Annotated in this window: 22 protein-coding genes; 10 read left to right on the forward strand and 12 right to left on the reverse strand. The window is 74.6% G+C overall.

From position 1 onward, the window contains the following. Positions 1–50: 50 nt before the first annotated feature. Positions 51–551: a DinB family protein gene (locus tag SCA03_RS02910; RefSeq protein ID WP_086818440.1), complete on the reverse strand. Its 501-nt coding sequence runs from the start codon at positions 549–551 to the stop codon at positions 51–53. Positions 552–716: 165 nt separating this feature from the next. Next, complete coding sequence (locus tag SCA03_RS02915) at positions 717–1,463, reverse strand: HAD family hydrolase (RefSeq protein ID WP_030874787.1); 747 nt, start codon at positions 1,461–1,463, stop codon at positions 717–719. Positions 1,464–1,757: 294 nt separating this feature from the next. On the opposite strand from SCA03_RS02915, the gene SCA03_RS02920 reads away from it, so the two are divergent. Continuing rightward, positions 1,758–2,810, forward strand: a complete 1,053-nt coding sequence (locus SCA03_RS02920; RefSeq protein WP_141275184.1) for a lactonase family protein — start codon at positions 1,758–1,760, stop codon at positions 2,808–2,810. 91 nt (positions 2,811–2,901) lie between these two features. Here the strand turns inward: SCA03_RS02920 and SCA03_RS02925 are convergent, their stop codons facing one another. The 4 genes from SCA03_RS02925 to SCA03_RS02940 all read right to left on the reverse strand — a co-directional run bounded on the left by SCA03_RS02925 (position 2,902) and on the right by SCA03_RS02940 (position 6,512). Further along, positions 2,902–3,858, reverse strand: coding sequence for a sirohydrochlorin chelatase family protein (locus tag SCA03_RS02925; RefSeq protein ID WP_170298221.1), 957 nt, complete (start codon positions 3,856–3,858; stop codon positions 2,902–2,904). Between the two features lie 119 nt (positions 3,859–3,977). After that, positions 3,978–5,012 (reverse strand): N-acetylglucosamine kinase, encoded by a 1,035-nt coding sequence (locus SCA03_RS02930; RefSeq protein ID WP_230988455.1) that lies wholly within the window; start codon positions 5,010–5,012, stop codon positions 3,978–3,980. Then, entirely contained in the window at positions 5,009–5,686 is a 678-nt protein-coding gene (locus SCA03_RS02935; protein ID WP_030874779.1) for a uracil-DNA glycosylase, read from the reverse strand. Before SCA03_RS02935 ends, SCA03_RS02930 begins: the two co-directional genes overlap by 4 nt. 49 nt (positions 5,687–5,735) lie before the next feature. Continuing rightward, on the reverse strand, positions 5,736–6,512 hold the full coding sequence (locus tag SCA03_RS02940) for a WD40/YVTN/BNR-like repeat-containing protein (RefSeq protein ID WP_086814601.1): 777 nt from the start codon (positions 6,510–6,512) through the stop codon (positions 5,736–5,738). A gap of 200 nt (positions 6,513–6,712) precedes the next feature. On the opposite strand from SCA03_RS02940, the gene SCA03_RS02945 reads away from it, so the two are divergent. After that, positions 6,713–7,381 carry a DUF6214 family protein gene (locus SCA03_RS02945; protein ID WP_230988456.1) on the forward strand — a complete coding sequence of 223 codons (669 nt, stop codon included), beginning with the start codon at positions 6,713–6,715 and terminating at the stop codon, positions 7,379–7,381. A gap of 55 nt (positions 7,382–7,436) precedes the next feature. Here SCA03_RS02945 and SCA03_RS02950 read toward each other — a convergent pair whose 3' ends face one another. After that, the gene (locus tag SCA03_RS02950) at positions 7,437–8,138 is read right to left on the reverse strand and encodes a TetR/AcrR family transcriptional regulator (RefSeq protein ID WP_078874127.1); all 702 of its coding nucleotides are present in this window, start codon (positions 8,136–8,138) and stop codon (positions 7,437–7,439) included. A 331-nt stretch (positions 8,139–8,469) separates the two neighbouring features. Here SCA03_RS02950 and SCA03_RS02955 point away from each other — a divergent pair, with 331 nt between their 5' ends. Beyond that, the gene (locus SCA03_RS02955) at positions 8,470–9,276 is read left to right on the forward strand and encodes an SAM-dependent methyltransferase (protein ID WP_030892028.1); all 807 of its coding nucleotides are present in this window, start codon (positions 8,470–8,472) and stop codon (positions 9,274–9,276) included. 132 nt (positions 9,277–9,408) lie between these two features. Beyond that, on the forward strand, positions 9,409–10,218 hold the full coding sequence (locus SCA03_RS02960; RefSeq protein WP_030889836.1) for a thioesterase family protein: 810 nt from the start codon (positions 9,409–9,411) through the stop codon (positions 10,216–10,218). 33 nt (positions 10,219–10,251) lie between these two features. Here the strand turns inward: SCA03_RS02960 and SCA03_RS02965 are convergent, their stop codons facing one another. From SCA03_RS02965 to SCA03_RS02980, 4 genes are all read right to left on the reverse strand, one after another. Beyond that, positions 10,252–10,965 (reverse strand): phosphatase PAP2 family protein, encoded by a 714-nt coding sequence (locus SCA03_RS02965; RefSeq protein ID WP_086814596.1) that lies wholly within the window; start codon positions 10,963–10,965, stop codon positions 10,252–10,254. Between the two features lie 38 nt (positions 10,966–11,003). Then, a complete protein-coding gene (locus SCA03_RS02970; RefSeq protein ID WP_030889830.1) occupies positions 11,004–11,942 on the reverse strand; it encodes a M56 family metallopeptidase in 939 nt (312 codons plus the stop codon). 194 nt (positions 11,943–12,136) lie between these two features. Continuing rightward, positions 12,137–12,736, reverse strand: a complete 600-nt coding sequence (locus SCA03_RS02975; RefSeq protein ID WP_086814599.1) for a DUF5134 domain-containing protein — start codon at positions 12,734–12,736, stop codon at positions 12,137–12,139. Positions 12,737–12,884: 148 nt separating this feature from the next. Further along, positions 12,885–13,277 carry a VOC family protein gene (locus SCA03_RS02980; RefSeq protein ID WP_030889823.1) on the reverse strand — a complete coding sequence of 131 codons (393 nt, stop codon included), beginning with the start codon at positions 13,275–13,277 and terminating at the stop codon, positions 12,885–12,887. A gap of 41 nt (positions 13,278–13,318) precedes the next feature. Here SCA03_RS02980 and SCA03_RS02985 point away from each other — a divergent pair, with 41 nt between their 5' ends. Further along, entirely contained in the window at positions 13,319–13,870 is a 552-nt protein-coding gene (locus tag SCA03_RS02985; RefSeq protein WP_030892017.1) for a GNAT family N-acetyltransferase, read from the forward strand. Between the two features lie 43 nt (positions 13,871–13,913). On the opposite strand, the gene SCA03_RS02990 is transcribed toward SCA03_RS02985, so the two are convergent. After that, the gene (locus tag SCA03_RS02990; protein ID WP_086814595.1) at positions 13,914–14,597 is read right to left on the reverse strand and encodes a glycerophosphodiester phosphodiesterase; all 684 of its coding nucleotides are present in this window, start codon (positions 14,595–14,597) and stop codon (positions 13,914–13,916) included. 400 nt (positions 14,598–14,997) lie between these two features. On the opposite strand from SCA03_RS02990, the gene SCA03_RS02995 reads away from it, so the two are divergent. From SCA03_RS02995 to asnB, 5 genes are all read left to right on the forward strand, one after another. Then, on the forward strand, positions 14,998–16,398 hold the full coding sequence (locus SCA03_RS02995) for a DUF6421 family protein (RefSeq protein WP_030889814.1): 1,401 nt from the start codon (positions 14,998–15,000) through the stop codon (positions 16,396–16,398). A 40-nt stretch (positions 16,399–16,438) separates the two neighbouring features. Beyond that, entirely contained in the window at positions 16,439–17,221 is a 783-nt protein-coding gene (locus tag SCA03_RS03000) for an SDR family NAD(P)-dependent oxidoreductase (protein ID WP_030889811.1), read from the forward strand. Beyond that, entirely contained in the window at positions 17,200–18,327 is a 1,128-nt protein-coding gene (locus SCA03_RS03005) for a threonine aldolase family protein (protein WP_230988457.1), read from the forward strand. Before SCA03_RS03000 ends, SCA03_RS03005 begins: the two co-directional genes overlap by 22 nt. 81 nt (positions 18,328–18,408) lie before the next feature. After that, positions 18,409–18,990 carry a transglutaminase-like domain-containing protein gene (locus tag SCA03_RS03010; protein WP_086814594.1) on the forward strand — a complete coding sequence of 194 codons (582 nt, stop codon included), beginning with the start codon at positions 18,409–18,411 and terminating at the stop codon, positions 18,988–18,990. Positions 18,991–19,170: 180 nt separating this feature from the next. Then, positions 19,171–21,012 carry an asparagine synthase (glutamine-hydrolyzing) gene (asnB, locus tag SCA03_RS03015; protein WP_086814593.1) on the forward strand — a complete coding sequence of 614 codons (1,842 nt, stop codon included), beginning with the start codon at positions 19,171–19,173 and terminating at the stop codon, positions 21,010–21,012. Positions 21,013–21,025: the final 13 nt, after the last annotated feature.

Consider the following 21,025-nt stretch of genomic DNA (forward strand, 5'->3'; position numbering starts at 1 on the left):
GGCGGGGGAAGGGCGGGGGGAGAGCAGGGCGGGAGGCGGACAGCGGGACGTCAGCGGCCGGTCGCGCCGTCGAGCTGCTCGCGGAGGATGTCGGCGTGACCGGCGTGCCGGCCGGTCTCCTCGATCAGGTGGGTGAGCGCCCAACGGACGCGGGGCGCCGGGCCGTTCGGGCGGGGGACCGGCGCGCCGAGGTCCGTGCACCCGTCGAGCACCTTGTTCGCCTGCCGCACCGCCTCCCGGTAGCGGGCGACGACCTCGGCCACGCCGTCACCGGGCGCCGCCCGGAACGTCTCCTGCCAGTCGGTGATCCGCTCGCCCAGGAACGTGGCCCGCTCGACGCATGTGAGGTGGTGGAGCAGCCCGAGCAGATTCGTCCCCGAGGGCACCCCGGGGGTGCGGACGCCGGGCTCGGGCGCGCCCTCCGTCTTCGCGGCCACCGAGGCCCGCAGATGGTCGAGGAAACCGCGCAGGACCTCGGCCTCGCTGTTCCGGGTGCGGGGCGGCGGGGCGTCGCCCGTGCGGGCGCGGCGGGGAGTGGCGGACGTGCTCATCGAAGGACTCCTTCGGCCGGGGACGGCGTCCGGCGAGTCTCACCCGGCCCGCCCCACCGGGCACGGAACCATGCGGTTCCGGCAAAACAGCCCGCCCGGCCCGCCGGAGCGTCCGGCCCGCGATCCCGGGGGAGCGACGCCCCGCCGCGGCCGGGCGTCCGGCCCTCACCCGTCCCCGGTGCGCCCGTCTTCCGGCTCCGCGCACGCGCCCCGGCCCGCGGACGGCAGCTGCTCAGCGATCCAGTCGAGCACGCGCTGCGCGTCGAACTCCCGCTGGCCGCCCGGGAAACACAGCCCGGCCGAGGCGAACGCCGGGTCGGACACCGTCCCGTGCACATACGGGACCGCCACACACCGCATCCCGGCCCGCCGGGCGGCCTCGGCGCCGGGCGGTGCGTCCTCCAGGACGACGCACCGCTCCGGCGGAACCCCCAGCCGGCGGGCGGCCTCCAGGAAGACGTCCGGCTCGGGCTTGCCCGCGCGGACCTCCTCGGCCGACACCCGCACGGGGAACAGACCGTCGAGCCCGCCGGCCGCGAGCACGGTGTCGATGGCGGCACGGGACGAGCCGGAGGCGACGGCCAACGGCACCTCCGCCGCGTGCAGCCGCTCGACCAACTTCCGCATCTCGGGGAAGACCTCGGTACCGTCGGCGGCCAGATCGAGGTAGTGCCGGTTCTTCTCGGCGAGCAACTCCTCGACGGGCGCGGCCAGTCCGTGCTCCCGGCGCAGCGTCTCCAGGGTCTCGCGGGTGCCGATACCGATGAAGCGCGCGTGCTCCTCCCAGGTGAAGCCGGGCACCCCGTGCGCCGCCAGCAGCCGCCGCCCCGCCTCGAAGTAGAGGGGCTCGCTGTCGACGAGAGTGCCGTCGAGGTCGAAGAGAACAGCGGGACCGCCCGGCGCGTGGATCATGCCCCCAGCATGCCAAACCGCCCCGCCCCACCGAGCGCCAGGGCAGCCGCGGACCCGGGCCGCACCCAGCCGGTACCGGCCCCGCGCCGCCCCGCCTCCGGGCCGCCCCGCCTCCGCACCGTGCGGCGCCGCCCCGACCGGGCGGGCCGGGCCGGTGCACCGCCCGCCCGGCGCCCCGTTCCCGGGCAGGCCGCGTGCCGTGCCCGCCCGTACGGAGCCCCGGCGGGGAGGGCGGGCCAGGGGGCCTGCTGCTAACGTCGTGCCTCCATGCGGACCGGCGAAGGGGGCGGCGCGATGGCCGACCGAGCAGACAGCCGACACCGGGCCTTCATCGGCTCCTTCACCTCGGCGGGCGGCCGGGGCATCACCACCGCCGCTCTCGACCCGGACACCGGAGCCCTGACGGTGCGCTCCCACACGGACGCCGTGGCCGACCCGTCCTTCCTGGCGGTCGATCCCGCGCGCCCCCTGCTGTACGCGGTCTCCGAGACCGATCCCGGGGCCGTCGCCGCGCTCTCCACGGCGGACCCCGCACAGCCGCGGCTGCTCGCCGAGCCGGCCCCCGTGGACGGCGCCGGCCCCACCCATGTGACCCTGGCCGCCGGAGCCGTGTGGACCGCCGACTACGTCTCCGGCAACGTCAGCGCGCTGCCCCTGGACGGCGCCGGCGTGCCCGTCCCGCCCGCCCGCACCCACCAGCACCGGGGGAGCGGCCCGGACAAGGAGCGCCAGGAGGGCCCGCACGCGCACGCGGTCGTGCCCGACCCCTCGGGCCGCTGGCTGCTGTCCACGGACCTGGGCACCGACTCGGTGTGGATCCTCGATCTGCGCGGTGCCCCGGGCGACGCCCTGCGCCCCCACGGCGAAGTGCCCCTGCGTCCCGGCACCGGCCCCCGGCACCTGGCCTTCGCCTCGCCGGACCGGGCTCTGATCGTCAACGAGCTGGACTCCACCGTCACCAGCTGCCGTTGGGACGCCGACGGCGGCACGCTGGAGCCGGTGGAGGAGACACGGGTGCTGCCCGCGGGAACCCCGGGCGGGGACAACTTCCCCTCCGCGCTGGTGATCTCACCCGACGGCCGCTTCGCGTGGGTGGCCAACCGGGGGGACGACAGCATCGCCGTGCTGGCCCTGGACACCGCCGGACGCGCCGAACTCCGCGGCACCGTCCCGTGCGGCGGTCACTGGCCCCGGGACCTGGCCGCCCACCCCTCCGGCCGGCTGCTGTACGCCGCCAACGAACGCTCCGGCGACGTCACCTGGTTCACGGTCGACGAGGCGACCGGAACTCCGCGCCGGGCCGGCTCCCTCGCCGCCCCGGCCGCCTCCTGCGTGGTCTTCGGCTGACGGGCACGGCCCCCGCGCCGCGCGACAGCGGGGAGGGGGCACGCCTCCGGCACACGGAACGGGCCGCCCGGACGGCGGCCCGGACGCGGGCTCACCGTACCGGCATGCCCTCGCGTGCCTGCTGCCGGCCGATGCCCGCCTGCGCGGCGAAGGTGGAGGCCACCAGCTTGCCCAGCGCGGTGTAGGCACCGAGCGGCTCGGCGGTCGCGCAGCCCGCCTCGGTGGCGGCCGCCTCCAGCAGCCCCTCGGGCACCTCCGGCCCGATCAGGCAGGGAGCGATGGCCAGTTGCCGCGACCCGGAGGAGCGCAGCTGCTCGGCGATCCGGCCGACGGCGCCCTCCTCGTCCAGCGCGGCGGCGAGCACCGGCACCGCCAGCCGCGCCGCCAGCAGCATGCCGGTGATACCGGCCGCCTGCACGGCCTCCTCGCCGCCGACGGTGGCCAGGATGATGCCGTCGGCCGCCGTCGCCACGGTGAACAGCCGCGCCCGGTCGGCACGCGCCAGCCCGGCCTCCGACAGCCGGACGTGGACGCCCTCGGCCAGCAGCGGGTGCGGACCGAGCACATCGGTCAACTCGGCGCCGCAGCCGCTGTCCAGGACCTCCTGCCGGATGCGCCGCATGTGCGAGGCGTCGGGCCCGGCCAGCAGCGGAACGACGACGGCGGGCAGACCGTCGTCCTGCCGGGCCTCCTGCGGTTGTGCGGCCTCCGCGCCCTCGGGGGCGGGGGACTCGCGCAGCATGCGCAGCCGTGCGTCGCGCTCGGCGACCGCCTGGATCAGCGCGGACCGGATGCCCGGGAACTCCTCGTCGTCGCCCTCGGTGAAGGCGATACGCGCGTCGAGCCCCGGCAGTTCGGAACGGGCGATGCTCAGCGTCTCCTCGGCGAGACCGCGACTGCTGCCGGAGGGTGCGCCGGGCACGGCCAGGACCAGCGCGGGGGCGTTCTCGGGTGCCACGACGGGCTCCGGCCGGCGGTGCCTTCCGGGCTGGCGTGGACGCGGCATTCGTACTGGCAGGCCGTTGTCCGGCCCTGTGGGGGAGCTCATGCGCCCGCATGCTAATGCCTTGCCCGGCGCGCCTGTTCGGCCGGGGGAGACCGGTGGGTGTATGTCCCGATTCGCCCGGGCGTAATGCGGCGGTCTGCGCCCCCGGCCGCCGGGGGGCGTCAGCCCTGCCGCGCGCCCGGCCCGGTCACCGTCAGCAGTGCGGGGTCCCGGGGCAGCGCGAGCCGGTCCGCCGCCAGCTCGTGTGCGAGCAGCACCGCGCCGTCCAGCGGGTCACCCGCCGCCTCGACGACGTCCACGCCCGGCAGCCGCGCCGCCAACCCCGCACGCACCGGCCCCTGAAGCACCTCGCCCAGCCGGAACAGCCCCCCGGTGCACGCCACGACGGCCGTACCGGTCGCGTCGGTCGCGCCGCCCCCGCCGTCCTGTGCCGGGCAGACGGCGGCGGCGCTGTCCGCGATCTCCTCGGCCGCGGCCCGCACGATGCGGGACGCCACCGGATCGCCCTCCGCGCAGCCGTCCGCGACGTCCGGCGCGAACGAGGCCAGCACGGCCGCCCGGTCGGCGCGGGGGTACAGCTGTGCGGGCAGCCCGGACAGCGGAGCCCCGAACCGTTCCTCGGCCCGGGCGCGCAGCGCCGCCGAGCCCCCCGGCCTGCCGTCGACGGCGCGCAGCGCGGCGTCGAGACCGGCCCGGCCGATCCACGCCCCGCCGCCGCAGTCGCCGAGCAGATGCCCCCAGCCGTCGGCCCGCCGCCAGCGGGACAGATCCGTGCCGGTGGCGACCATCCCGGTGCCCGCCGCGACCACGGCGCCGGGCCGCTGGCCGAGCGCCCCGGCGTACGCCGTCACAGCGTCCGCGGCCAGCACCAGCGCACGCACCCCGCAGCCCTCCCGAAGGAGCCCGGGCAGCCGGGTGCGCAGCGACTCGCCGAGCGTCGCCATCCCCGCCGCGCCCACACACGCCGCCGCCACCGGTTCGCCGCCGGCCCCGGCCGCCGCACACAACTCCCGTACGGCCGGGAGCAGTTGCTCCGCCATGTGGTCCGCGTCGATCCCCGCGGGCCCGGTACGCACCGGCTCAGCGCACCGGACGCCGCCCAGCACCCGCGGGCCCTCGGCGCCGGGCGACCGCCGTGCCAGGGTCACCCGCAGCCCGGAGCCGCCCGAGTCCACACCGAGCACCAGGGCGCTCACGGCAGACGCCAGTCCACCGGCGCCGCGCCCTGCTGCATCAGCAGTTCGTTGACCTTGCTGAACGGCCGGGACCCGAAGAAGCCGCGGTCCGCCGACATGGGGGAGGGGTGCGGGGACTCCACTGCGGGCAGCCCGCCGAGCAGCGGACGCAGATTGCGGGCGTCCCGCCCCCACAGCACCGACACCATCGGCCGCCCCCGCGCCACCAGCGCGCGGATCGCCTGCTCGGTGACCTCCTCCCAGCCCTTGCCCCGGTGCGCGGCCGGCTGGCGCGGCGCCGTCGTCAGCGCCCTGTTGAGCAGCAGCACCCCCTGCCGCGTCCACGGCGTCAGATCGCCGTTGGAGGGCCGGGGCAGCCCCAGGTCGTCGTGCATCTCCCGGAAGATGTTCTCCAGGCTCTTCGGAATCGGTCTGACGTCCGGCGCGACGGCGAACGACAGCCCCACCGCATGCCCCGGCGTCGGATACGGGTCCTGGCCGACGACGAGGACCCGCACCTCGTCGAAGGGCTGCTGGAACGCCCTCAGCACATTCGCGCCGGACGGCAGATAGGTACGCCCCGCGGCGATCTCGGCACGCAGGAAGTCGCCCATGGCGGCGACCCGTTCGGCGACCGGCTCCAGCGCCTTCGCCCAGCCGGCTTCGACAATCTCGTTCAACGGTCGTGCAGTCACGGGCCGTCACTCTACTGGTCCAGTGACCGCTCCGCCGGGCCCCGTTCGCTCAGCCGAGCACCGCCGCCCGTACGCACAGCACATCCGGCAGATGGGACGCCAACTGCTGCCAGCTGTCGCCCTCGTCGGCGCTCGCGTACACCTCGCCGTTGCGGTTGCCGAAGTAGATCCCGGCCGGCTCGGCGTCGTCCGTGCACAGCGCGTCCCGCAGCACCGGACCGTAGTGCGCGCCCTGCGGCAGCCCGCTGCCCGGCGCCTCCCAGCTCTCCCCGCCGTCCCGTGTGCGGTAGACCCCGCCCGTGGAGACGGCCACCGTCACACGCCGGGCGTCCCGGGGGTCGACGAGGACCGTGTGCAGCCCCAGACCGCCCCCGCCGGGCGCCCAGTCGCGGCGCGTCGGATGCTCCCACAGCGGCCGGACCAGCTCGAAGGACTCCCCGCCGTCCACCGAGCGGAACAGCCCGCCCGGCTCGGTGCCCGCGTACACCACGCCCGGCTCGCTCTCCCCGCCGGGCTGCAACTGCCAGACGCGCTCCAGCGAGGTACCGGTGTCCCGCGGGTACCTGATCGGAGGGTCGGCCGGCTCCTTCCAGGTGGCGCCCAGATCGTCGGAGTGGAACACCGACGGGCCCCAGTGCGCGCTGTCCGCACCGGCCAGCAGCCGGGGCGGGCCGTCGCCGCGCCGGTCGATGCTGAACGCGTACACCGCCTGCGCTTCGAAGTGCGGGCCCGTGAACTCCCAGCCCCGCGCCGCCCGCTGCCCGACGGGCCAGCGGGAGAGGAACAGACCCTTGCGCGTACCCACCGCCAGCAGCACTTCCGCCATGCCGGTCACCGCCTCCAGGACGTCGTTGTCTCGGTAGGCGGACAGTCTGCCCCGGCCCTCTGACAACGCCCGGGCGACGTGGCGCGATCGGCCCGGGCGTTGTCAGAGGGGAGGTGGCGCAGTGCGGCATTGGGGGACAGCTGGGCACACCGGTGCGTGCCCCGGCGGTGCGGACGGCGGGCCGGGCTACGGTGCCGAAGGTGTCGGAGAGATCCTCTTGTTCGTCGCACCGTCCCCGCCGGCCGGGCCTCGTCCCGCCGCCGCCCGCCGGCCCGGCCCGCGCCCGCCCCGTCTGGGAACTGCGCGCCTACGGCACCGGCGTCCCGCCGCGTGAGAGCCCGCGGACCGCGGCGCACCCGCCGCACGGTCCGGCGCACGAGGGGCTGCCCGGCTGGTTCGACGTCCGGTTCACGCTCGACGACGGGACCCGGGTCGATGTGTTCGCGGCCGTCGTCGAAGGCCGTGTGCACGTCGAGGAGTTGCGCACCGAGCGGCCGCTGCCGCCCCGGGGCCTCGCCGGGCTCGCGGCCCGCCTCGGGGAGTCGCTCGACGCCGCCTGCCCCGCCGCGCTCCGCCCCCGGGGCACCGCGCCGACGGTGCGCGGTCTGGGAGCCTGCCCGCTGCCCGTGGCGGCCGCGCCCCGCGCCGCCGACGCCCGCCGCGAGACGGAGCACCCGGCGGCCGGCCGGCTCCGGGGGCGTGCGGCCGTGCAGCGGGCCGCCGCCGAGGCGTACCGCCGGGCCCGGGCCCGGGGCGGCGACCCCGTCGAGGCGGTGATGTCCGCCACCGGGTACGGCCGGCGCAAGGCGCTGCGCACCATCGCCGGTGCCCGGGACGCCGGTCTGCTGCCCCGGCACGCGCGCCGCTGACGGCCGCCCGCGCCCGGTGCGCGCGGCGGGAGTTGCCGCCCCCGGCGTGCACCGGTCAGGGACGCTCCGGGCCGGGTGCCTCCCGCTCCCTGCTCGCGGCGCCCGTCATGGCAGCGCGCGCCCGCGCACGGGGCAGGACGGGCGCGGCGTCGTGCCCCGGGGGCGGGACGCCCAGCTCCCACTCCAGTTCGTAGCGGGCGAACAGCTCGGCGCGGAGGTGCTCCAGCGGTGTGGGGGCGCCGGGGATGAGGATGGCGAAGACGGCGCCCATCAACTGGGCCCGCAGCAGCGGATAGTCGGTGTCCGGGTCCGGCGAGCCGTAGCGGGAGACGGTCGAGCGCAGCAGGGCGGCGAGCCGTTGCTGTTCGTCGCACTGCACGAAGCCCTCCTGCTGGAGGATCCCGGCCATGTGCGCCCGCATGAGCACGGGGCGGTCGCGGGCCAGCCCGAGGATGGCGTCGATGGCCCGCGCCAGCAGTTCCCGCCCGCCGAGCGGGCCGTCGGGCAGCGCGCCCCGGTCGAGCGCCTCGGCGAGGGTCAGATGCATCTGGCGGTGCACGGCCGACTGGAACAGCTGGCGCTTCCCGGGGAAGTAGTACGAGATCAGACCCCGTGCGGACCCCGCCCGGTCCGCGATGTCGCCCAGCTTCGTCGCCTCGTAGCCGCGCTCGGTGACCAGCTCGACCGTCGCCTGGAGCAGGCGCTCGCGCGAACGTCGGCGCAACTCTTCATTGACCGATGCGCTCCGAGGGGACATGCTGTAACTCCTGCGTTGACTGGCTCGGAGCCAATATACTCAGCACAGCTTCGGGTGCTCGCGTGACCCCACGCCTGTGCCCGGTGAGCAGCCGATATCGGGGCGACGCGGGGGATCGCCCCGATATCGGCGCACGAACCCGTGGCCGGCCGGCGGGCCCGAATCCCGCGGCCGGCCACGGGTGTCGGGGCCCCGCGACCGCTCCCGCCGTCCCGCTGCTCCGTTCTCTCTCTCCCCCCCCGAGTCGGGCCGCGTCCCGGGCTTGGCCGCGGGGACCGCGTCGTGTGGGATGTGACCGACCCAAGACGGCCGGTACGCGGGAGGGGAAGAGATGGCGGACAGCACGGACCGTGCTCTGGCGGAGATCGACGAGACCGTGCCGCACTCGGCACGCATCTGGAACTACTGGCTCGGCGGCAAGGACCACTACGACGTCGACCGGCAGGTCGGTGACGGCATCGCCCGCGCCAACCCCGGCATCGTGACGACGGCCAGGGCACAGCGCGCCTTTCTGTGCCGCGCCGTACGGCACCTGGCGACCGAGGCCGGGGTACGGCAGTTCCTCGACATCGGCACCGGACTGCCGACCGTGGACAACACCCACGAGGTCGCCCAGCGCGCCGCGCCCTCATCCCGGATCGTCTACGTCGACCACGACCCCCTGGTCCTCACCCACGCCCGCGCCCTGCTGACCAGCACGCCCGAGGGCGTCACCCAGTACATCCAGGCCGATCTGCGGGACCCGGCCGCCATCCTGCGCGGCGCCGCCGGCACGCTCGACCTCTCCGAGCCCGTCGCCCTGATACTGCTCGGCGTCGTGGCCCACATCACCGACGAGTCCGCCTACGAGATCGTCGGTACGCTCCTCGACGGCCTGCCCTCCGGCAGCCATCTGGTGTTCAGCGACTCGGCCGAGGTCGTCAACCCCCAGGCCGTCCGCGACATGGTGCGCCAGTGGAACCGCACCAGCGACAACCCCCGGGTCAACCGCACCCGCGAACAGATCGCCGGCTTCTTCGACGGGCTGGAACTCCTGGAGCCCGGGCTGGTGTCCGTCTCCCGCTGGCGGCCCGAGGCCCTGCCGTTCGGAGAGCCGGACGAGGTCGACAACCTCGGCGGCGTCGCCCGCAAGCCGTAGCGCCTCCCGGCTCCTGCCGTCGCGGGGGCCCGGCCGCTTCCGGTACGGGCCCCCGCGACGGCGCGGACGGTGCCGCATACATTGGCCCGGGAAACAATCGATCTTCGCCCCTCGCCGTCCAGGAGTGACCCGTTGAGCGCCAACACCCCGGCCACGCCCAGCTACTTCGAGCGCATCGATGACCACCGGTACAAGCCCACCCCGCACGTGGGCGGCGCCTGGGACACCGCGGAGCAGCACTTCAGCCCGCTCGGCGGGCTGATCGTCCACGCCATCGAGCGCGAGCGGGCCGGCCGCCCCGGCACCGGCATGGTGCTCAGCCGGGTCAGCTTCGACATCCTCGGCCGGCTCGCCACCGACGAGTGCGAGATCCGGGTGGAGACCGTACGGCCCGGCCGCACCATCGAACTGGTCGAAGCCACCGTGCTGATAGCCGCCCGGCCCGTGGTGCGGGCCCGCGCCTGGTACCTGACGGCCATCGACACCTCCGCGGTCGCCGGCGGCGGAGCCGCACGCCTCACCCCGCCCGAGGAGGTCGCCTCCTGGCCCATGGCCTCCGTCTGGCCCGGCGGGTACATCGCCTCCCTGGACGTGCGGCCGCTCGCCCCTCCGCAGCCGGGCCGCGCGACCGCCTGGCTCTCCACCGGGACGGACCTCGTGGCCGGCGAGACGGCGAGCCCGACGGCCTCCTGGATCGCGCTCGTCGACACCGCCAACGGCATCGCCGTCCGCCACTCGCCCGAGGAGTGGATGTTCCCCAACGTCGATCTGACCATCCACCTCCACCGGCTGCCCGAGGGCCGCTGGACGGGGCTGGACACCACCGTCGTCTTCGGCCCCACCGGGCAGGGCCTGACCAGCACCGTGCTGCACGATGTCGCGGGGCCCGTCGGCCACGCGCAGCAGATCCTCACCGTCCGCCCGCAGCCCGCCGCCGGGTGAGAGCGCCGGGCCACCGGGACGGCGCGGCCGCCCTCACCGCCGCTCGTCCCGCGCCCCGTCCGGGAGCCGGGCGGCCGGGCTCCCGCCGGCCCGGCCCCGCCACGCCCCCCAGAGCCCGGCCGACGCCAGCCCGAGCGCCGCGCCGAGCAGCGCCCCCACCACGGTGTCGGTCAGCCAGTGCACCCCCAGCCACACCCGGGTGAACGCCACCCCCGGCACCGACAGACCCGCCACCACGAGGCCCGGCCGCCACAGCGCGGCCACGACGGCGGGGGAGCCGAGGGTGCGCAGCAGCCACAGCAGCAGGACGCAGGCGACCGCCGCCGTCATGACGTGCCCGGAGGGCATCGCCGCGTACTCCGCCGAGTCGACCGGCTCCCGCCACCGCGGCCGCTCCCTGCCGAGCGCCCCCTTGAGCCCCTGCTGAACGGCCGTGCCCACGGCGGCGGTCAGCGCCGTCCAGCCCGCCGCGGCACGCTGCCCGTACCACCACAGTCCGACGACGGCGCAGGCCAGGAGCGCGCGGAACGTCCACGGGTCCCACACCCAGTCGGTCAGGATCCGCTGGGCCCGGGTCCACCCCGGGTGGTCGAGCGCCGGCCTGTGCAGCCACCGGGACACGGCGCGGTCGGCGTCGAGCAGCGGGCCCCAGCCCGCTTCGACGAGAACCATCAGGACGACGGCGCACGCCCCGAGTGCGCAGGCCGCCCGGAAGAGCCGCGGCGGAAGGGGAGTTGGACCGGCCATGCGCCGATCATCCCCCGTCGGGGGCCGCGGCGCACGGCTCAGCGCAGCGCGGAGAGCCCCGGCGCGAAGGCCACCAGCACGGGGACGACGGGCACCAGCGCGGCCACGGCCGTGACCCGCAGCCGCCGCGCGACCGGCAGCCGCTGCGCCGGGGTGAGCAGCCGGTGCACGCGCTGCGGCACCAGCGCCAGGGCGGTGGGACAGGGCCCGAACACGCCCCGCTCCTCGTTGAGGCCGACCAGCGCGAGGGCCGTCGTCAGCCGGCCGTGGCGGCGCGAGGCGACGTCGTCGGCGGCCAGTTCCACCAGCCGGTGCACCTGGTCGCGGAAGCCGGCGAAGACCGGGACCCGGGAGAACCCGGTCGCCAGCGCGGCCGAGCAGTGCAGCAGCCAGTCGTGCCGGGCGCGCGCGTGCCCCTGCTCGTGCTCCACGACCGCGTCGAGCTGCCGGCCCTTCAGCCGCCGCAGCGCCCCCGTCGTGATGACCAGCTGGCCGGAGCCGCCGGGCATCCACCACGCGTCCGGCCGCTCGTCCTCCAGCACCACCAGCCGGTCGCCCGACTCGGGCTTCTCGCCGGGCAGTTGGGGCGCGCGTGCGCGCAGCTCGGCGCGGCGCCGGCGGCGCCTGGCGCGCGCGTCCCGGATCTCCCGCGCCAGCATCGCGCCGGTCCACGCGCCGCCGCACGCCAGCAGCACCGACAACGCACCGGCCCACGGCGCCCCGCGGCCCGTTCCGTACGCCTCGACGACCCCGCGCGGTGCCCCGGCGAAGACATGGCTGCGCACCACCTCGAAGGCCGCAGCGCCGGAGAGCGCCATGGCCAGCAGGCAGCACAGCAGGACGGCCCCCACGACGCACTGCCAGACCCACAGCGCGAGCACGGGTTCGCGGTCCGGCCACGAGCAGCGGGTCAGGACGCGGGGCGCGAGGCCCGCGGCGAGCAGGGCGAGCGCCATCAACGCGAGCGGGACCATCATGGGCACAGCCTAGAAGGCGCCGGGGAGGGGGAGATACGCTCCCCCGACCAGAAGTGAGCCGCGTCACGATTGCGGCGCGCCGTATGTGCCCCGCGGATGCGGCCCGTTGGGCACCACGAGGGAGTGCCGGGCGCGAAGTACCGGGTGCCCGGGGGCGCCTGAGAGGCGCGGCGCCGCGGTTGCCCGTCCGGCCGTCACATGGTCAGCAGCATCGCGCACATGCCGGTTCCCATGGCGAGCCGGCAGGCGGCCGCCATCCCGGCCGCGGGGGCGGCGCCGACGACGGTGCCGTGGGCACCGGCGGGCAGCAGCCGGACGCCGGTGCGCAGCACGGAGCCGGCGAAGTACACCAGCAGGGCGCCGGTCAGCAGCGGGAGTCCGGCGCCCGGGGCGCCGTGTCCGGTGTGGCCCGCCGTGTGGCCGGCGGGGGAGGAGAACGCCATCGCCGCGGCCAGGTAGCACATCGCCGCGGCGCCCACCGTGTGGTGCAGATGGCGCTCGCGCGCACCGCGGCCGTGCCCGTCGTCCCGTGCGCCGCGCGCGTGCCGCGCTCCCGCCACCGTCAGCCCGCCGAACAGCAGGGCGAAGACGGCGGCCGTGCCGTCCGGGGCCAGGGGGCGGCCGGTCCACAGGGCCGGCACGGCCATCGCCGCCATGGCGAAGCCCATCACGGCCTCGTGCGCGGCCTCGGCCCGTTCGGGGCGGCCGGCCCGCCGGGTGCGCAGGACGCAGGCCAGCCCGGTCACCGCGCACAGTGCCGTCATCAGCCAGCCGACCGTCGCCGGGCCGTGCATCCTGCCCACCTCCCCGCGGGTTCCTGCGGGGAGGATGCCCGGGCGGCCCGCGCACAGGGGAGCGCACGGGCGCACCGGGGGTGCACCGCCGGAGCCGGAGGGCTCGCCGGATCCTCGCGGGAGCGTCGCCGGACGCGGCAGCGGTGGGTCAGATGCCCGGCCGGTAGCGCAGCGGATGGTCGTCGGGCACCTGGACGAGGACGAGACGGTGCCCGTCCGGGTCGGCGATCCACATCTCCACCAGGCCCCACGGCTCCTTCACCGGCGGCCGCAGCACCTCGGCACCGGCTGCCGTCAGCTCGGCGTGCGCCGCCCGGACGTCGGCCACCTGGAGCCAGAGCTGGAGCGTCGGCCCGGCGTCGCCCTCGGAGCGGCCGGAGACCTCCAGGAAGCCGCCGCCCAGGAAGTAGACGGTGCCGCGTTCCGGACCTGTGCCGAACTCGCGGGAGATCTCCAGGCCGAGGGTCCCGCCGTAGAAGGCGCGGGAGCGGTCGGGGTCGCGGGGGCGCAGCAGCACCCTGCTGCTCAGTACGTGCACCATCCCCGCACTGTAGTTCCGCCCGCCCGGTTAGGCTTCCGGGCATGAGCACGACCGCACAGCGGGGCCCGGGCCCCCTCACCTTCCGGCAGGCCGTCGAGGCCGACGTCCCGGCGCTCACCGCGCTGGTCGAGTCCGCCTACCGCGGCGACTCCAGCCGGGCCGGCTGGACCACCGAGGCCGACCTGCTGGAGGGGCAGCGCACGGACCCGGAGGGCGTGGCCGCCATCGTCCGGGACGCGGACAGCATCCTGCTCGCGGTGGAGAACGAGGGCGGGCTTGTCGCCTGCTGCCAGCTGGAACGCCAGGACGAGGACGCCTACTTCGGCATGTTCGCCGTCAGCCCGTCCCTCCAGGGCGCCGGCCTGGGCCGGGCGGTGCTGGCGGAGGCCGAGCGCACCGCGGCGCGCACCTGGGGCGCGCGCCGGATGCGGATGCAGGTCATCCGGCAGCGCGAGGACCTGATCGCCTGGTACGAGCGGCGCGGCTACCGGCGCACCGGCGAGCTGAGCCCGTTCCCGTACGGCGACGAGCGCTTCGGCATCCCGCAGCGCCCCGACCTCGCCTTCGAGCTGCTCACCAAGCCGCTGGACTGACCGGCGCCGCGCCTCGACCTGCCGGCCGGACGCGCCGCGCGGCCTACGGCAGGGCGCGCGCCGCGCGGGCGATGTCCGGCATGTCGGTCACGACGCCGTCCAGCCCCAACTCCTGGACGCGCGCGAGGTCTTCGCGGGTGTTGACCGTCCAGCTGATGACCCGCAGCCCCTCGGCGTGTGCGCGCTTGACGATGTCGGCGTCCACGTGTTCCAGCTCCAGCGAGATCATCCCGGCGCCCAGCTCCACGGCGCGTTCCGGAGCGGTGGGGGAGGAGCGCCCGGCGACCAGCACCAGCGGGATGCCGGGGAGCAGGGCCCGGGTCTCGCGCAGGGCCTCGGCGTGGAAGGAGATCACGGTGACGCGCTCGTGCAGCGCGCGCCGCTCGATCGTGCCGGCCAGCACCCGGGCCGCCGCGGTGTCCTTGATCTCGGCCTGGAGCGGACCGGACACCGCGTCGACGACCTCGTCGAAGACCGGGACGCGCTCGCCCTCGCCGGCGTCCAGCTGCCGCAGTTCGGCGAGGGTGAAGCCGCCGATGGGGCCCTCCGCGTCGGTGGTCCGCGTCACCTCCGCGTCGTGCATCACCACCAGTTCGCCGTCCTTGCTGAGGTGCAGGTCGAGTTCGATGACGTCGAGCCCTTCGCGCTCGGCGCGGACGAAGGAGCGCAGGGTGTTCTCGGGCTCGACGCCCATCACTCCGCGGTGGCCGACGGTGAGCAGTGGCACGGTGGGCTCTCGCTTTCGTGCGGTGTAGGCGGTGTACGGGGTGTACGGGGTGGTGGACGGGTGCGACCGCGCGGGGCGCGGCGCGCGGTCGCCAGACTATCCGTCCGGCGTCCGTCCGGCGCCGCCGTTCCGTGCGCCCGCGCTCACCCGGATGCCGCAGGCCCGCCGGCGCCGGGGTGCGCCGGTGCGGGCGGGGGCGCGCGGCCCGCCGGGTGCCTCGTCCGCCGTGTGGCCGCGGCCGTGGCCGGGGAGAGATACCGCGCCGTCAGCGGGCTGCGGGAGGAAGATTCGCGGCGTCGGCAAGTGCTCCCCGGATAATCTCCTGTCATCTCCCCTTGAGTGGAGGACGCAACCGTGTATACGGTTCTTTGACGCCAGTTTCTCCTGTGGAGGGGTTGCCATGACGGAAATTCTTTCGCCACATCCCGTCGATGACGCCGATTCGCCGTCCGAGAGCGTGACCGGGCACGCGGCCTGGGCCACCCTCAAGGAGGCGGTGGAGGCCATCCGCCCCGCCCAGTCCAAGGACGGCTCGATCGACTTCGACGCCGAGGACGCGCCCTCCCGGCAGAGCGTCCAGGGGCATCTGGAGCGGGTGATCGCGGCCGTCGAGGAGCTGGCTCCGCTGCTGCCGCACGACGCGGCCTACCACCGGGCGCTGGTGGGCGATCTGCGCCGCTGGGCCGAAGAGGGCTTCGGCGTACCGGACTTCCTCGACTCGCTCCTGGCCTTCCAGCCGGCGCAGGACCGCCGCGACGGACTCCAGCACCTCGTCGTCTTCCCGATGTACACCCAGAACGGCAACCCCGACCGCAACCTCGAAGCGCTCGTGCTGCGCATGGTCTGGCCGGACTGGCTCGCCGAGCTGGAGCGCACCCGCTACGACAACCCGCTCTTCTGCGGCATCACCTTCGAGGACTTCACCGCCGGCTACGACACCCACTCGGCCGTGCTCTTCCCGGAGACGATCGCGGTCCGCGAGGCCCCCGAGCGGTTCACCTGGGGCGGCATCTTCTGCGACCGCGAGGCGGCCCGCTTCCGCCGGGTCGTCGCGGCGGCGTGCGAGGTCACCAAGCTCGAACTGCCCGAGGACGCCCGGGAACTCCTCGCCGACCAGCAGCGCTGCCAGCAGACGTTCGTGCTGTGGGACATGGTCCACGACCGCACCCACAGCCACGGCGACCTGCCCTTCGACCCGTTCATGATCAAACAGCGGCAGCCGTTCTGGATGTACGGGCTGGAGGAGCTGCGCTGCGATCTGACGGCCTTCCACGAGGGCGTGAAGCTGGAGGCCGACGGCTTCCCGCAGGGCCGGGACGTGCAGTACGCGATGATCCTGGAGCGCCTCTTCCGCTTCCCCGTCACCGGCGAGCGCAAGCGCAACTACGACGGCCTGGGCGGCCAGTTGCTGTTCGCCTACCTCCACCAGCACGACGCGCTGCGCTGGACCGACAACCGGCTCAGCATCGACTGGGACCGGGCCCGCGAGGTGACCGTCGCCCTCCGTGAGGAGATCGAGACGCTCTACCGCGCCGGTATCGACCGCCCCAAGCTCGTGCACTGGTTCCGCGCCTACGAGCTGGTCTCCCGCTATCTCGCCCCGCACCCGGGCTCCACCTGGGCCAAGGGCCCCGAGGCGCTGGATGTGAGCCTCCCGCCGCGCAAGCTCGTCGACGAGGTGCTGCCCGACGAGTTTCCGCTGAGCATGTTCTACGAGGCGCTCGCCAAGAAGCTGCGCGGTGTGATCGCATCGACACAGGGGATCACCGCACACAGCCCGGCCCAGCCGGTCGCCGCGTGAGCGGTCAGCACAGCGCCAGGTACGAGGAGGCAGAACGAGGATGACGGACGCGACGACGAAGCGCGGTTACGAGGGCGACGGCGAGGGCGGGCTCCAGGGCTCGGTGATCGCCGTCGCCGGTGCCGCGGGCCCGGCCGGGCAGGCGACGCTGCGGAAACTGGCGGAGGAGGGCGCCACCGTGGTCGCCTGCGACGCGGACGCCGAGCGCCTGGCGCAGTCGGTGGACGCGGCGCGGTTCGCACACGGCGGCGCCACCGTCACGGGCGACACCGTCGACCTCCTCGACCCGGCCGAGGCCCGGGCATGGGCGGAGAAGACGGAGCGGGAGTTCGGCAGGGTCGACGGCCTGGTCCACCTGGTCGGCGGCTGGCGCGGCTCCTCCTCCTTCGCGGAGACGGACCTGGGCGACTGGGACGTGCTGCACGACCTGCTGATCCGCACCCTCCAGCACACCTCGCTCGCCTTCGAGGGCCCGCTGAAGCGCTCCGGCAACGGGCGCTTCCTGCTGGTCAGTGCGCTCGGCGCGAGCAAGCCCACGGCGGGCAACGCCGCCTACGCCGCCTCCAAGGCCGCCGCCGAGGCGTGGACGCTCGCCCTGGGCGACGCCTTCCGCAAGGCGGGAGGAGAGGGCGCTCCGCCCGCCGCCGCCGTGATCCTGGTCGTGAAGGCCCTGGTGCACGACCAGATGCGCGCCGACCGGCCCAACGCCAAGTTCTCGGGCTTCACCGACGTCAAGGATCTGGCCGCCGCCGTGGCCGGTACCTGGAGCAAGCCCGCCGATGAGCTGAACGGAACCCGCCTGTGGCTGACGCCCGCGCCGTGACCGCCGCGAACCAGCCGTCCCGGCCCGCGTCGCCCGGCACCGACGCGCGCCGCCGGCACGACCCCGAGACCCGCGGCTTCGCCAGCGACAACTACGCCGGCGCCCATCCGGAGATCCTGGCGGCGCTCGCGCTCGCCAACGGCGGCCACCAGTCCGCCTACGGCGCCGACGTCTACACCGAGCACCTCCAGACGGTGGTGCGCAGCCACTTCGGGCGGCGGGCCGAGGCGTTCCCGGTCTTCAACGGGACCGGCGCCAACGTCGTGGCCCTCCAGGCGGTCACCGACCGCTGGGGCGCCGTCATCTGCGCCGACACCGCGCACATCCACGTCGACGAGTGCGGGGCGCCCGAGCGCGTCGGCGGTCTGAAGCTGCTGACCGTGCCGACCGAGGACGGCAAGCTCACGCCCGATCTGATCGACCGCGAGGCGTTCGGCTGGGACGACGAGCACCGGGCCATGCCGCAGGTCGTCTCGATCGCGCAGAACACCGAACTCGGCACGCTCTACTCGCCCGAGGAGATACGGGCGCTGTGCGACCACGCCCACCGGCACGGCATGCTCGTCCACCTGGACGGCGCCCGGATCGCCAACGCCGCGGCGGCGCTGGACATGCCGATGCGCGCCTTCACCAACACCGCGGGCGTCGACATCCTCTCGCTGGGCGGCACCAAGAACGGGATGCTCTTCGGCGAGGCCGTCGTGGTGCTCAACCCGGACGCCGTGCGGCACATGAAGCATCTGCGCAAGCTGTCCATGCAGCTGGCCTCCAAGATGCGCTTCATCTCGGTGCAGTGGGAGGCGCTGCTCGGCGGGGACCTGTGGCTGCGCAACGCCCGCCACGCCAACGCGATGGCGCAGCGGCTCGCGGAGGGCGTACGGACGGTGGACGGCGTGGAGATCCTCCATCCCGTCCAGGCCAACGCGGTCTTCGCCCGCCTCCCGAACGAGGTGAGCGAACGCCTCCAGAAGCGCTACCGGTTCTACTTCTGGGACGAGGCCGCCGGCGACGTCCGCTGGATGTGCTCCTTCGACACCACCGAGGGGGACGTGGACGGCTTCGTCGCCGCACTGCGGGAGGAGATGGCCGCGGACGGATTCCGCTGACCCGCCCGCCAGTTCGTATAGCTATACGGCCCGCCGCAAAGCGATTGAGCTGCGGCGGGCCGCGGCGTACGCTCCCCGGGCATGCAGCTGACACCCGTGACCGCTGACGAGTCCGCCTTCCTGGCCGCCGGCGCCGCCCTCGACCACACCCACCCCCTGGTCCGGGAGACCGCCGCCCGGCTGCGCTCCCGGGCCCCGGGCGAGGGGCCGGCCGGATACGCGCGCGCCGCCTTCGATTTCGTGTGCGACACCGTCGACCACTCGCTCGACGTGGGCGACCCGCGCATCACCTGGCGCGCCTCCGAGGTCCTTCAGCTGCGTACCGGGATCTGCCACGCCAAGGCGCACGCCCTCGTGGCGCTGTTGCGGGCCGAGGGCATTCCGGCCGGTCTGTGCTACCAGAAACTGGCCGTGCTGCACGGTCTGGTGGCGCTCAAGCTCCCGGGTGGCCGCTGGATCCGGCAGGACCCGCGGGGCAACAAGCCGGGCATCCAGGCCCGGTTCTCCCCGGACAGGGAGCAACTCGCCTACCGCGTCCGGCCGGAGAAGGGCGAGTGCGACTACCCGGTGCTCTACGACGAGCCGCATCCCGTGGTGCTGCGCGCCCTGCGCCGGGCGTCCGGCCACGGGCATCTCCTGCGGCTGCTGGATGCCGCGCTGTAGCGCCTTCCCGGTGGCGTGATCCCAACGATGTGATCTCCGTTCGTGTTTCGTGCCCGTCCTCGCGGTGAAAGATGGCTGTTACATAGGTGGCCGATACAAGTGACTTTCGGTCAAGCCTGTGTGACAACCAGCATCAGCACCGACGGCCGTCGTCGTCGACGGCCGGAACCGGAGGACGTCATGTGCGGAATCACCGGGTGGGTCTCCTACGGACGCGACCTGGGCAGCGAACGCGGCACGCTCGACGCGATGACGGAGACGATGGCCTGCCGCGGACCCGACGACACCGGTACCTGGATATCCGGGCCCGCCGCACTCGGGCACCGCAGGCTCGCCATCATCGACCTGCCCGGCGGCCGGCAGCCCATGACCGCCGAGACCCCCGACGGCACCGTCGCCCTCGTGTACTCGGGGGAGACCTACAACTACACCGAGCTGCGCCGTGAACTCGCCTCCCGCGGACACCGGTTCACCACCGACTCCGACACCGAGGTCGTCCTGCGCGCCTACCTGGAGTGGGGAGCGGCCCTCGCCGAACGCCTCAACGGCATGTACGCGTTCGCCATCTGGGACTCGCGCAGCCGGCAGCTCGTCATGGTGCGCGACCGCATGGGCATCAAGCCCTTCTACTGGTACGAGACCTCCGACGGGGTGCTGTTCGGCTCCGAGCCCAAGGCGATCCTCGCCAACCCGCTCGCCCGCCGCGAGGTCGGCCTCGACGGGCTGCGCGAACTGTTCGCCTTCGTCAAGACGCCCGGCCACGCCGTCTGGGAGGGCATGCGCGAGGTCGAGCCCGGCACCGTCGTCACCGTCGACAGCAACGGCCCGCGCACCCACACCTACTGGGAGCTGGAGACCCGGGCGCACACCGACAGCAAGGACGACACCATCGCGCACGTCCGCGAGCTGATGGACGACATCGTCCGCCGCCAGCTCGTCTCCGACGTGCCCCGCTGCACCCTGCTCTCCGGCGGCCTGGACTCCTCGGCGATGACCGCGCTCGCCGCCCAACAGCTGCGCGAGAGCGGCGAGACCGTGCGCAGCTTCGCCGTCGACTTCGTCGGCCAGACCGAGAACTTCGTCCCCGACGAGATGCGCGGCACCCCCGACACCCCGTTCGTCCACGACGTCGCCCGCGACTCACGCACCGACCACCAGGACATCGTCCTCAGCTCGGACGACCTCGCCGACCCCGAGGTGCGCTCCCGCGTCATCCGCGCCCGCGACATCCCCATGGGCTTCGGCGACATGGACGCCTCGCTGTACCTGCTGTTCAAGGCCATCCGCGAGCACTCCACCGTCGCCCTGTCCGGCGAGTCCGCCGACGAGGTGTTCGGCGGGTACAAGCACTTCTTCGACGAGGAGGCGCGCCGCGGGAAGACCTTCCCCTGGCTCACCCAGCTCTCCCACAGCCTCGGCGACGACGGGGACATCCTGCCGGGCGACCTCTCCCGTGCGCTCGACCTGCCCGGCTACATCCGCGACAACTACGCGGCCGCCACCCGGGACATCCAACGCCTCGACGGCGAGAGCGACTTCGAGTACCGGATGCGCCAGATCTGCTATCTGCACCTCACCCGGTTCGTCCGCGTCCTGCTGGACCGCAAGGACCGTGCGAGCATGGCCGTCGGCCTGGAGGTGCGCGTGCCCTTCTGCGACCACCGCCTCGTCGAGTACGTCTACAACACCCCCTGGTCGCTGAAGTCCTTCGACGGCAGGGAGAAGAGCCTGCTGCGCGAGGCGACCGCCGATGTGCTGCCCCGCTCCGTCTACGACCGCGTCAAGAGCCCCTACCCCTCCACACAGGACCCGAAGTACCACACGGCGCTTCAGGCGAACGTGAAGGATCTGCTGGCCAAGCCCTCGCACCAGGTCTTCGACCTCGTCAGCAGGGAGTGGATGGAGCAGGCGGTCAAGGTGGAGACCCCGCTCATCACCCAGGCGTCCCGGCGCGGTCTGGAGCGCGCACTGGACCTGGCACTCTGGATCGACATGTACGCCCCGACCCTTACACTCTCTTGACCTGAACAAGACG

It is taken from the genome of Streptomyces cacaoi, from assembly GCF_006539165.1.
Classification (GTDB): Bacteria; Actinomycetota; Actinomycetes; order Streptomycetales; family Streptomycetaceae; genus Streptomyces; species Streptomyces cacaoi.